Below are 13236 nucleotides of genomic sequence, written 5' to 3'. Positions count from 1 at the left end.
TGTCACCTATTTTGGGTAATACATAAAAAATATTATTGTTATCAGTTAGTTAAATACCACAGCTTACAGACTGTAGTAAAGCTCAAACTCGGCTGGATGTGGAGTTGAACGAACTCTGGTATCCTCAGCACGCTTTAATTCAATGTAGGAATCAATCAGATCCTGAGTAAATACGCCGCCTTCGGTTAAGAAGTCATGATCAGCTGCCAGAGAATTCAAAGCCTCCTCAAGAGAGGTACATACCTGAGGAATATTTGCTGCCTCCTCTGGAGGTAGATCGTACAGGTTCTTATCAATAGCCTCACCTGGGTTGATCTTGTTACGGATACCATCGATACCTGCCATAAGCATTGCTGAGAAAGCCAGATATGGGTTGGCGGTGCAGTCTGGGAAGCGAACCTCAATATGAGCAGCCTTTGGATTGATTGAATAAGGAATACGAATTGAAGCAGAACGGTTAGCTGCAGAGTAAGCCAGCATTAGAGGAGCCTCAAAACCTGGAACAAGTCTCTTGTAGGAGTTTGTTGAAGGATTGGTGAAGGCATTTAGTGCCTTGGCATGCTTGATGATACCGCCGATATACCATAAAGCTGTCTGAGACAGACCGCCGTATAGATTGCCGGCGAATACGTTCTCACCGTTCTTGAAGATTGACTGATGGCAGTGCATGCCTGAACCGTTGTCGCCGTAAATTGGCTTAGGCATGAAGGTAGCGGTCTTGCCATACTTGTAGGCAACGTTCTGTACTACATACTTGTAGATCTGAACTTCATCGGCCTTTTTGGTTAGAGAGTTGAACTGGGTTGCAATCTCATTCTGACCTGCAGTTGCCACCTCATGATGATGAGCTTCTAAAACCAGGCCCATCTGTTTCATAACCTTACACATTGCAGAACGGATATCCTGTGAAGAATCAACAGGAGGTACAGGGAAATAGCCGCCCTTAACTGCAGGACGATAGCCCTTGTTGCCACCCTCATATTCAGTTGCACTGTTCCAGGCTGCCTCAACATCGTCGATAGCTACAAATGATCCTGAAATATCGGACTTGAAACGAACATCATCAAACAGGAAGAACTCTGGCTCTGGACCGAAATAAGCGGCATCACCGATTTCAGTTGACTTTAAGAAGGTCTCGGCACGCTTTGCAACTGAACGAGGATCACGGTCATAACCGGTCAGGGTTTCGGTATCTAGAATATCGCAGCGGATAATCAGAGTAGGATCTGCATAGAAAGGATCAAGCTGAACAGTTTCAATATCAGGCATCAGAATCATGTCTGACTTATCGATACCTCTCCAGCCGGCAATAGATGAACCATCAAACATCTTGCCCTGAACAAAGAACTTCTCACTGATACAGTCGATAGGCAGAGTAATATGCTGCTCTTTACCCTTAGTATCAGTAAATCTTAAATCTGCAAATTCAACATCATGCTCATCAATAAGCGACTGTACTGCTTTAAAATCCATTTTTGACTCCATATAAATTCAAATACACGTTTAGTTAGTGTGATTTTGAAATTTGTATTGTTAAGAGTCAAAAGAAATAAGTGTTTTGCACTAATATTAACACATAATTCACAACAATGTTCTATTATTGTGCATTGTTAAATAATATATTTATTATCAGTATGTTACGTTCATTTTAAGCAGTTATTCATGACTGGAAGACAAAGAATTCAATAGAACCAGAAAAATGAGGTTAAGCGATCGCTTAATAAGCTACAGATAGCTTTTATATGCCATTCTCTATTAGTAATTTAATCGCAAAATAACAGTTTAAAAGCCTGAACACCTTTCTTATGAGTTTTAGATTCTTCACAAGAATAGTAACTTGAATTGATCAGTTTTTTTCCATTTTAAAAGACAATACTGAATTTTATGCGCAAAAAAAACATTTGATCTATCAGCTTGGAGATTTTATTACAGGTTCTCTTTGAGGGAATATTTTTTGCTCACAATCATTCCTGATTTGAATTGTTATGCTTGTGAAGTGCTATGCCAATTAAACGAGATGCCTGATCAGCCATAAATAAAGGAATATTTAATACATCTTCATCTATTTTTAGATTGTTCATTGAAAAGCGAACTCTGACCTTTGTCTGGTCTTTAAATGTTTCGGTATATTTCTGTAGACTGCGACTTCTGATATTTGTATCAGACTTTACTTCTACTGGAATAATTTCGTTTTCTCTCTGAATTACGAAATCTACCTCATATGAGGGATTAATTCTTGACCAGTAATGTGGTGCAGCATCTAATTGCGGAATTAGAGACTGAAGTACAAAATTTTCTGTTAGTGCACCTTTGAATTCTGTAAAGAGTCTGTTTCCTTCGCGGAATGCAGATGGATCAAGTTTTGCGAGTCGTCTTAGAATGCCAACGTCTGATAAATAAATTTTAAAAGAGCTTTGATCCTCATATCCAGATAAGGGAAGTCCCGGAGCTGTGATTCTATATGTTTTGTATACAACTGCAGCGTTCACCAGCCATTCCAGTGCATCTTCAAATTCTCGAGCACGTGCTCCTTCCTTGACAGTTTTGTACATAAATTTCTTATTTTCTCTGGCAAGCTGTGAAGGAACGGAGTTCCATATTCTAGTTATTTTAGGGAATTGTGTTATATCTGGATGTTTTTGAAAGTCTCTTTCATACGAGTTTATTATATTAGTTAGGGTTGACTGAATCTGTCCTACAGATTGTGTCTCTATCCACTGTTTAACTACTTCTGGCATTCCTCCTGTTACAAAAAACATCTTAAGTTTTTCAGCTAAGGGATTGAAAAAAGCCTCAGGAATTGGTGAAATTTCATCTAACTCCTTGAGATAAGCTGCTAGGTTATCACTACCCGTTGCCATCAAAAATTCGTGTAAATTCAACGGATAAACTGACAAAAAATCTACTTTACCTACAGGAAATGAGGATGGTTTTGCAAGAGATATTCCCAGCAGAGAGCCTGCACATGCAACATGATATTCAGGAGCATTTTCGCAGAAATATTTCAGAGAATTAATTACTTCCGGACAATCCTGAATTTCATCAAAAATAAGAAGTGTCCTTTCTGGCTGAATATCCTGACCACTGGCCATAGCCAGATTTGGAATGATTCGTTTTACGTCTTTTGTATGGCTAAAGAATTCTCTATATTCAGGGTATTCATCGAAATTAAAATATGCTGTATTGGAGTAGAATTTTCTACCAAACTCTTTTAGAAGCCAGGTCTTTCCCACCTGACGAACGCCTTTGACTATTAGTGGTTTGCGATACGGAAATTCTTTCCATTTGATTAAATCCTGCATAGCCAGACGTTCCATCTTTCACTTCCTTTTATATAATTATGTGATTATATGCACCTAATTATAGATAATTTTGTGAATAATGATCAAGCTATAAGGTTGAACTTTACGTTACAGGTTTAATTTTTGTGGCTCGCTCTTATTCAGACGTTGAAGCTATATATGAGTATTTTGAGCTACAGACAATGCTGGTAATGCACCACGTGTCGCTTTGAGAGAATACTGTTTAAGTATTTGCTGGCAGTACTGTTGTGCAATCACAGTTCAATCTAAACTCAACACTTGACACCTATGTTTTGCAGCAACATGGTAAAAAAATAAGGCTCAATCCTAATCAGATAAGGGATGAGCCATTTTGATTTTGCACGTATAAAAAAATCCCTACCCAGAAGAGAGTGAATTTCGACGGCAATAAACCAAAGAACTATGTCGGCACAATCATCCTAATGGATACTTATAGCTTAACTCAGTTCTCATCCTTTGGTAGACTCCTTAAGGATCTTATGTCCCGACTCAGAATCAACCTCCATTTACAAAACTATACTATATCGACTAAAACCTAACGGTAACTAATCCGTTGTCGTTAAGGTTAATGCGTTTTTCTAAGCTTAAGCTTATTGTGGAAAATTACGCTTTGAGTAAAGCCATCAGATCATCCTCAGTCATCTTCTTAACACTTGTTGAGGTTCCTTCAAGGAAGTCTGCTGCAAGTTCTCTCTTCTGAGCATGTAGTTCTAAGATCTTTTCCTCAACGCTGTTTTCTGATACCAGTCTGTAAATGGTTACAGGACGCTTCTGTCCAAGTCGATGAGCTCTGTCAGAAGCCTGATCTTCAACAGCAGGATTCCACCAAGGATCAAGGTGGACCACATAATCAGCAGCAGTAAGATTGATACCAGTACCACCTGCTTTCAGGGACAGAAGAAAAACATCTCCATCTCCATTCTGGAAGTTTTCAATACGCTTTTCTCTCTCCTTTTCCGGGGTCTGACCATCAAGATACTGATAGGCAATGTTTTCCTCTTTAAGCGCTTTTTCTATAAGAGCAAGGAAACTTGTAAACTGACTGAAGGCAAGAACCTTGTGTCCACCCTCAATAAGGTTCTTTAATATCTCTATAAAGCGTTCAATCTTAGAGCTTCTCTTTTCAAGATTTTCCATATCTGCATTTACAAGCTGAGGATGACAGCAGGCACGGCGGAGTTTTGTAAGTCCGGCCAAAATCAGAAATTTCTTGTTTTTTGCCTCTGTATTTTCAAGCTCTTCTACAAGTGAGGCTCTTAGATCTTCATAGAAAACCTTCTCCTCATCATTCATCTCTACAATGATATTCTGTTCGGTTCGTGAAGGCAGTTCATCAAGGACGTTACTCTTCAGACGACGCAGCAGGAATGGTTTTACAATGGTCTTTAGAGTTTTGCTTTCTGAGGAACCTGGTTCAATATTCCTGAATTTTTCGTGGAAGCCTTCCCACGAGCCCAAGAGTCCTGGATTGATGATGTTAAAAAGCGACCAGAGATCTTCAATTCTGTTTTCAATAGGGGTACCAGTCAGAGCCAGTCTGAAGTTTGCCGGTATCTTCTTGCCAATCTTGGCTCTTTTGGTATCAAAGTTCTTTAAAGCCTGAGCCTCATCAAATACAACCATTGACCAGGTCAAAGTTGTCAGATATTTTTCAACATTGTTCAAAAGTCCGTAGCCTACGATGAGCACATCATTTTTTCCTAGAGATTTTACTAAAGCTTCACGACCTCTTGCCTCAAAACGTTTTACGTTTAAAGTAGGGGCGAATTTTTCAATCTCCTGTTTCCAGTTCTGACCGACAGAAGTTGGAGCCAACACAAGACAAGGCCCCTCTTTAACCTGATTTAAGAGTACAGCTATAGTCTGGACTGTTTTACCAAGTCCCATATCGTCGGCAAGACATGCTCCTACCCCCCAGATTGCAAGTCGCTGCATCCATTCATAACCTTCAACCTGATAATCACGCAGCTGTGCCTGAAGTCGTTTAGGAATAACAGGACTTGCAGAGAAAGCCTTCTTCATTCTATCAACTGAACTTTCCCAGACTGGATCTGCATCTACATCCATGCCTTCTAGAGATTGCTCAATCGCCTGAGTAACTAGGGCGTTTAACTGCAGATTCTTACCTTTTTCATCAGAAGCCAGCATCTTAAGGTTAGCAAGTTTCTTACGCAGTTTTTCTGTCAGAGAAATATACTCACCTTCATTGATTTCTACGAATCGGCTTCCACTAAGAGAGTTTAAAAGGGCCTGAATAGAGAGCGTTCTGTCAGCATCAATATTAAGATTACCTGAGATGGCAAACCATTCTCCGGCACTTTTTGATTTACTGATTTTAAGATGCACAGACGAGGCATCAACTGGTTTTGAAACCTTGATTTTGTTGCCCTTTGCCCACTCAAGAGAATAGGCAACATCGGACTGTTCAAGCTCCTCTAAAAGCTTGAGTGTGGTCTCAAGATTATCAATGGTCAGATATCCTTGCTCATAGTTGTCGGCAAAGGTAGGACAGGCATTGAGTAGCTTATCAAGCTCAGCCTTTTCTGCTTTAAAATCACGATGACACTTGATGGTTGTAGTCAAACTCTCTGCATTTAAAGGTTCAGCGCCACTGTCAGTAGCACTGTCTTTTGCCTGCACAAAATTGTAAATTGGATCTTCCGGACCTGAGCCCACTGAATAAAGAGGGGATTTGGCTCTACCAAATGGCTTTACGCCCACCAGAGCGTAGAAGGTATCATTCTTATGCTCCATTTGGATTACAATATTGCTCTTAGCCTCTACTTCAGATGAGCTGACTTCACCACTAATAGAAAGAACTGGTTTATTTCCGTAGCACAAAGGAATGATGCTGTTAAACTCATTCTTTGGCAGAGTTATGCCATCTTGTAGCAGAGATGCAGCCTGCAGTTCGGTTCTGCCCAAATGATACCAGACGAGTTCATCCTCTGACTCTTTTATCAGCAAATCTCTTTCATAATTAAGGTTGTCGCCAATTTTCTTCTTAAGATCACTATTAAGTTCAATACTGATCTTGCCATCTTTTTCACTAAGCTTACATTTTAGGGAAGATTTAGTGATCTTAAGTGGAATAATTCTCTCGCCACTTTCAATATAAAGACCTTTGACAGAATAAAGAACGGAGATGATCTTATCTGTAAGCACCTCTTTTGCAGAGATCCAGTCAGGTCTATTCCAGTGATATTCGCTTCTGTCATGACAGATATCGTAGATGCGTGTTAGCTCACCTATGAGCAGCAGATCATCCTTGCTAAGATTTCCTAACTCATTCTTTTTCTTGATAAGCTGATACAGGGATTGCTGTTTACCTTTCTGAACCTCACCTGATGCATCGATTTTTCTATCATAGGCGTAAACAAATTTTCCTTTTTCCGAGAGTACCCAGATAAGCTTCTTCTCATCTTTGCTTATTGTTTCCACTGTGTTCTGAGTAGGTATATTAAAAACATCGATAAGACTCTTTACCTTGTACTTCCACTCGGGAACATCAGGAACTAACGTCAGAAGATTAAAGGGCTCCTCTCGATTCTGATTATTGACTGTAATACCGCTTATCTCTTCCTCGCTGAAAAGGTTGCAATTCTTTATGAGAGAAGCACAAATATTACGTAATACCTCAAAATTAGAAATTCGCTTATAAACATCTAAAAGGTCGAGTTTTTCTACCAAACTAATCTCACGACCGCATCTTATTTTTGAAGCTACAAGCAGCATGACGTCAAAGAAATTTGAACTTCTGTAATACTTTTGTGATTCGGCATAAGAAAGATATTTACTACAGAGATCATTATTTCGTGATTCAAGGGCAGCCAAAGCCTTGATTGTATAGAAGCCTGACAAGCCAGCTCCAAGATTACTTTCCACATAGAATTCTGAATAGGAAACAGACTCATTCATGTGCAGGAGATGCTCTTTTTGAGCACCTGTTCCGTTTAACAGATACCAGATACTGCAGCAGACTCCTCCAAGATTCCTTCCTGTAAAGGCTTTGTCCATGGAGCCATTGATTGTCTTAGTATAAGAATTTATACATTTATCAAGCTGCTCCTTGAAATTATAAAAAAGTCCAAGTGTGATCTTATTTTGAAGTACACCGAGTTTTATATCTTTTCTCTGTCCGAGTTTTTCTTTGTCTATAAATTCGAGTGCAGCATTACGATTTCCGCAGAGAGCTTCGAGAATAAGAGGTCCGTCAAAGAACTCTAACCTTGTGAAAATTTTTTTATCAAATGGTTTTGAGAAGATTACAGGATCACAGTAGCCATAATTAATGAGACCATATACAGCAGCATTGTAAAACAGGTTCTTAATATAATCATCTCTGGATGACAGCCATTGGTCATCAATTGAGTAATAACCTAAAACCGCAAATACCGCATTAAAAACGAAGGCTTCTGCATAATAGCTATATTTAAAGACTCTGTTTAAGTTTTCTATCTGATTTTTTATAAATTTACTGTCATTTCTAATGATACCAATCTTGATACAGACTGCATAATAATATTCGTTATAAGCATAAAAGTTTGCCTCATCATAGGAACTGATATAACGGTAGTGTTTTTTTGAATTATCAGCAAGATTAACAAAAGCCTTGTAGAGTTTTTTGTCTTTAAAAAATTCATCTATCAGTTTGGAATTAAGTTCTCGAGCCTCTTCTGTACCATCTAAATAAGAAGGAAGATTATATTGAGACAAACGAAAGTGCATCCGGTCACACCCAGTATGATGCCATTCACTGTAAACATCTCGATGGAATGGAATATCACTGACATAGAATAGAGCGTCAACCTGTGAGAAGAATATCCTATTCCTTCCGCACGCTATTCCTGAGAAAAGAGCATCTAACATAACCACACGGTAGGATGACAATGGAAATTTATCAGCAAAAACGTCTGTAAAATTAGAGTATGTAATCTTTGTTGTAATAATAGGAAATTTGCCTGTTTCGTATTGACTCATGATAATCCACTCACCGAAATATAAGAAAACCAATAGAATGGCTTATTTTACAATGTGTAAGACTTTAATTGTATATTTATAGGGATCGGCGGTAAAAAATAACTGCTTATCCGCCGATAGATTATGAGGTCTTTTTTAGGCAAGAGATACTATACGCTCTACGGCATTTCTGGTATTTTTATGGGAACCAAAGGCTGTCAGTCTGAAATAGCCTTCTCCGCTTGGTCCAAAACCGCTGCCAGGAGTACCTACTACCTGAGCCTTGTGCAGAAGATAGTCAAAAAACTCCCAGCTGCTCATATTATCTGGAGTCTTAAGCCAAATATAAGGTGCGTTAACACCTCCGTATACAGTAAAGCCTGCAGAAGTCAGTCCGTTACGTATGGTTCTGGCATTTTCCATATAATAAAAAACCAGACCTGCAATTTCTCTCTGGCCTTCTGTGGTATAAACGGCCTCTCCGGCACGCTGCTGAATATAAGAGGCTCCATTGAATTTAGTGCCGTGACGGCGGGACCATAGGGCATAAAGAGAGTTTCCCTCTGCATCACAAAGATTCTTTGGTACCACTGTGTACCCCAGTCTTACACCGGTAAAGCCGGCATTCTTACTGAATGATCTCATCTCAATGGCACAGTCACGAGCTCCCTCACACTCATAGATAGAATGAGGCACGTTCTCGTCCGAGATATAGGCTTCATATGCTGCATCAAACAGTATTACCGATCTGTTTTTAAGAGCATAGTCCACGAAAGACTGAAGCTGATCTCTGGTTAGAGCTTTGCCTGTCGGATTGTTTGGTGAACAGATATAGATAATATCAGGAGTTTTTGAAGGAAGATCAGGAACAAAATCATTGTCCTTGGTGCAAGGCATATAAACCACATCTGACCATCTGGTAGAGGCAGGATCGTAGGTTCCGGTTCTGCCGGCCATGACATTTGAATCCACATACACCGGATATACCGGATCGCTTACAGCGATACTGCAGGTCTCAGCAAAGATTTCTTGGATGTTTCCAGAATCGCTCTTGGCACCGTCTGAGACAAAAATCTCATCTGCGCTCACCTCACAGCCTCGTCTTTTAAAATCAAATTCTGCTATCTTCTCGCGCAGGAAGGCATAACCTAAATCAGGACCGTAACCGTGGAAACGTTCAATATCCGCCATATCATCCACTGCATCATGCAAAGCTTTGATGATAGTAGGAGTCAGTGGTCTGGTAACATCACCGATACCCAAGGAGATAACCTCCTGCCCCTGATGCTCTTCCTTATAGCCTTTAACTTTTTTAGCAATATCGGAAAATAGATATGAACCAGGCAGTTTTAAATAATTCTGATTAACTTTCAGCATTTTTACTCCGCAAATTTATATGGCTTCTGAATATTTCTGGTTTCACCTTCAAAGACGGTAACAGCTGGACCGGCAAGAGTTACCCTGTTCTCAACCTCATCCCAGGTAACCCTGAGCACACCGCCTTTCATTTCCACAAAGACCTCTTTTTCCAGAAGGCCGTTTAAAACACCGGCAACCACACAGGCACAGGCTCCGGTTCCACAGGCGCAGGTTTCACCTGAGCCGCGCTCCCACACACGAACCTTGATATGACTTCTGTCCCTGATGTTTACGAATTCAGCATTAACCTTCTCCGGAAAGGCAGGATGAGTTTCAAAGGCAGGACCGATTCTCATCAGATCAAAATCTTCCACATCCTGATCGATAAAACAGACACTGTGAGGATTACCCATGCTGACAGGGGTAACCTTGTATTTCTCACCTAAAACTTCGATCTGAGCACCGACACCATCGGCATAATCCTCAAACTCATCAGGTTTTACAGGAATCTGCTCAGGAATGATGGTTGCTCCGCCCATATCCACGCTGACAAGAGAAACCTCACCTTCGCTTATATTCAGATGCAGATGTTTTAGTCCTGCCAGAGTATCGACAATGAAATCGGTTTTATCGGTAAGGCCATGCTCGTATACATATTTGCCTACACAGCGGATGCCGTTGCCGCACATCTGAGCTCTTGATCCGTCCAGATTGTACATTTCCATCTCAAAGTCGGCCTTGTCGGAAGGGTTGATAAAAATTAGTCCGTCTGAACCTATTCCAAAATTTCTGTTTGAAAGTAACTGTGCCATAGCGCTACGGTCTTCAACTTTCTCACTGAAGGTATCCATGTATACGTAATCATTGCCGCAGCCCTGCATTTTTGTAAATTTCATAAAATGCTCCTGTTTTGAATTCTTAGATATTGCACCACATTTAAGCATTGTTTTAATTATTTTAGATCTAATGTTTATTTTAAGTGCATATAGCACTAAAATAGGACATTATAAAATTGTGTATAGAAAATCATGTTTTTCTGCTAATACACTGTTTTTAAAGAATTTATTTAGTTTTTGTAAATTTACTCTTTTTTTGAAAATTTTATTAACATCTTGTTTATTAAGATATTTTTGCAGTAAACCTTAGTTAATTTATTATTCATTTAATTTAGTCAAATGCACCTAATGAGTGCTGAATAAACAAGGGTTGAAAATTTCCAACTAGAATAAAGAGAAATTCACACAAGATTAGAGAGGCTGTTATGTGTTCTATATTTGGAATATTTGATATTAAGGAAAACTCAGAGTCACTACGGCAGACAGCTCTTGAAAATTCAAGACTTCAGCTTCATAGAGGCCCTGACTGGGAAGGTATTTATCAGGGTGAACACGCCATCGTTGTTCACGAGCGTCTATCCATCGTTGATCCACAGAACGGTGCACAGCCTTTATATAATGAAAACCGTAAGCACATCCTGGCAGTAAACGGCGAAATCTACAATCACAAGCAGTTAAAGACCGAACTTACCGTAGACTATAAGTTCAAGACCGGTTCTGACTGTGAGGTTATTCTTCCTTTATATGAGGAATTCAAGCGTACCGGCAAAAACTTTGTCGACCGTCTGGTAGGCGACTTTGCCTTTGTTATCTACGATGAGGAAGACAACACCATTTTTGCAGCCCGAGATCATATGGGTATCAACCCAATGTACGTGGGTACTGACCGTGAGGGCCGTTTCTATGTTGCCTCCGAGATGAAGGCTCTGGTTAAGGTCTGTGATTCTGTAAAGGAATTCCCTCCAAGACACTACATCTACACCAAGGGCGGCGATTACGAATTCAAGCAGTACTACTTCAGAGACTGGACCGAGTACGAGAACGTAAAGAACGGTACTGATGATGTTAAGGTTCTAAAAGATGGTCTGATGGATGCGGTTCGTCGTCAGCTGATGTGTGACGTTCCATACGGTGTACTGCTGTCAGGCGGTCTTGATTCATCGGTAATATCTGCCATCGCCAAGTATTACTCACAGAAGCGTGTGGAAGATGACGGCAAGACTGATGCCTGGTTCCCTCGTCTGCACTCCTTTGCCATCGGTCTTGAAGGTGCACCTGACTTAAAGAAGGCTCGTGTGGTTGCAGACTATCTGGGTACAGTTCATCACGAGATTCACTACACTATTCAGGAAGGTCTGGATGCCCTGCGTGATGTTATCTACCACATTGAGACCTATGATGTAACCACCATCAGAGCATCTACCCCTATGTATCTGATGGCCCGCTATATCAAGGCTATGGGCATCAAGATGGTGCTGTCAGGCGAAGGCTCAGATGAGATCTTCGGTGGTTACCTGTACTTCCACAAGGCACCTAACGACAAGGAAATGCATGAGGAGCTAATTAGAAAGCTTGATCAGCTACACCTGTACGATTGTCTGCGTGCTAACAAGTCACTTATGGCCTGGGGTGTTGAAGGCCGTGTTCCATTCCTGGATAAGAAATTCCTGGACATTGCCATGAACTTCAAGCCTAGTGCCAAGATGTGTCAGGGTAGCACCATCGAAAAGAAAGCACTGCGCGAGGCCTTTAACGGAATGCTGCCAGAAGAGGTACTGTGGAGACAGAAGGAGCAGTTCTCTGACGGCGTGGGCTACTCATGGATCGATGCGCTGAGAGATTATGCCGAGAAGAGTGTATCCGACAGAAAATTTGCTGAGCGTGAAACCCGCTTCCCTGTAAATACACCTGTTACCAAGGAAGCTTATCTGTACAGAGAGATCTTCGAGGATCTGTTCAAGCTTCCATCAGCAGTTAAGACTGTACCATACGGCAAGTCAGTAGCCTGCTCTACCGAGACCGCTATAGCCTGGGATGCTAAATTTGCTCAGATGAACGATCCTTCAGGCAGAACCGTAACTGATGTTCACGACAATGCCTATGAAATGGGACATAAAATGTAATTTCGCATAAAATAGACTAACTCGTCGTTCAGCAGGACAGTATTTAACTGTCCTGTTTTTTTATCATAAAACTAAAGACTGCTGTATTCTTAACATATTGAGATTTAAGAAATTAAGTCCTACAATAAAAGACAAGGTAGAGGATTGCGAGTCCTCTACCTTGCTTAAGTGGTTCTAAATTACATCACTGGATTGCACCATAGTAATAATAGAACCAGAATTATGTTTTTAACTAAGGTCATTTTCTATTCCTTAATTAAAGTTAATAACATAGAACCACCTCTGTCGATGTAAATCGGCACTGAATCTATTTTATCCCACCCCTTAATTATCTCGTTGATCTTTAAAGATTTTGTATATTTATATATACAATGTAAGCTAAATCCCTGGAAGAAAATCTGAATTGATACTGAAACTACCTCTGTAATAAAGCAGGACAGCGTATTATACTGCCCTGCCTTTTTTCAGAACCTCAGACCTGCCTTGATTCCAACGTTGTAGATATCTGCATTCTTATGATGCTCATAACCGAAGGTCAGTGAGGCAAAGGTTCGGTATTTCCTGTTCTCAAGGGTCATCTCAGACTGACAGAAGATACTGTTTCTACCTGCACCTTTGGTATAGGACTCAAAGCTG

The 13236-nt window shown here is 40.4% G+C and carries 6 protein-coding genes; 1 reads left to right on the top strand and 5 read right to left on the bottom strand.

The genetic code is table 11. From position 1 onward, the window contains the following. Window positions 1-63: 63 nt before the first annotated feature. From glnA to dapF, 5 genes are all read right to left on the bottom strand, one after another. Window positions 64-1473, bottom strand: a complete 1410-nt coding sequence (glnA, locus tag QZU45_RS04250) for a glutamate--ammonia ligase (protein ID WP_295352009.1) — start codon at window positions 1471-1473, stop codon at window positions 64-66. A gap of 491 nt (window positions 1474-1964) precedes the next feature. Beyond that, complete coding sequence (locus QZU45_RS04245) at window positions 1965-3317, bottom strand: ATP-binding protein (protein WP_295352006.1); 1353 nt, start codon at window positions 3315-3317, stop codon at window positions 1965-1967. Between the two features lie 609 nt (window positions 3318-3926). Beyond that, on the bottom strand, window positions 3927-8303 hold the full coding sequence (locus QZU45_RS04240) for a DEAD/DEAH box helicase (protein WP_295352003.1): 4377 nt from the start codon (window positions 8301-8303) through the stop codon (window positions 3927-3929). A gap of 135 nt (window positions 8304-8438) precedes the next feature. Next, window positions 8439-9659, bottom strand: a complete 1221-nt coding sequence (locus QZU45_RS04235; RefSeq protein WP_295352000.1) for an LL-diaminopimelate aminotransferase — start codon at window positions 9657-9659, stop codon at window positions 8439-8441. Between the two features lie 2 nt (window positions 9660-9661). After that, window positions 9662-10537, bottom strand: coding sequence for a diaminopimelate epimerase (gene dapF / locus QZU45_RS04230; protein WP_295351997.1), 876 nt, complete (start codon window positions 10535-10537; stop codon window positions 9662-9664). Between the two features lie 365 nt (window positions 10538-10902). Between dapF and asnB the strand changes: the two genes are divergently transcribed. After that, on the top strand, window positions 10903-12600 hold the full coding sequence (gene asnB, locus QZU45_RS04225; RefSeq protein ID WP_295351995.1) for an asparagine synthase B: 1698 nt from the start codon (window positions 10903-10905) through the stop codon (window positions 12598-12600). Window positions 12601-13236 lie beyond the last annotated feature (636 nt).

It is taken from the genome of uncultured Succinivibrio sp. (assembly GCF_902756765.1).
Classification (GTDB): Bacteria; Pseudomonadota; Gammaproteobacteria; order Enterobacterales; family Succinivibrionaceae; genus Succinivibrio.
The sequence above is the reverse complement of the archived record's forward strand: the minus strand, read 5'-3'. Positions and strand labels throughout refer to the sequence as shown.

Bases quoted from the DNA above. Each gene is read 5' to 3' on its own strand.
- glnA (WP_295352009.1), bottom strand. From the start codon at position 1,473: ATGGATTTTAAAGCAGTACAGTCGCTTATTGATGAGCATGATGTTGAA.
- QZU45_RS04245 (WP_295352006.1), bottom strand. From the start codon at position 3,317: ATGGAACGTCTGGCTATGCAGGATTTAATCAAATGGAAAGAATTTCCG.
- dapF (WP_295351997.1), bottom strand. From the start codon at position 10,537: ATGAAATTTACAAAAATGCAGGGCTGCGGCAATGATTACGTATACATG.
- QZU45_RS04240 (WP_295352003.1), bottom strand. From the start codon at position 8,303: ATGAGTCAATACGAAACAGGCAAATTTCCTATTATTACAACAAAGATT.
- asnB (WP_295351995.1), top strand. From the start codon at position 10,903: ATGTGTTCTATATTTGGAATATTTGATATTAAGGAAAACTCAGAGTCA.
- QZU45_RS04235 (WP_295352000.1), bottom strand. From the start codon at position 9,659: ATGCTGAAAGTTAATCAGAATTATTTAAAACTGCCTGGTTCATATCTA.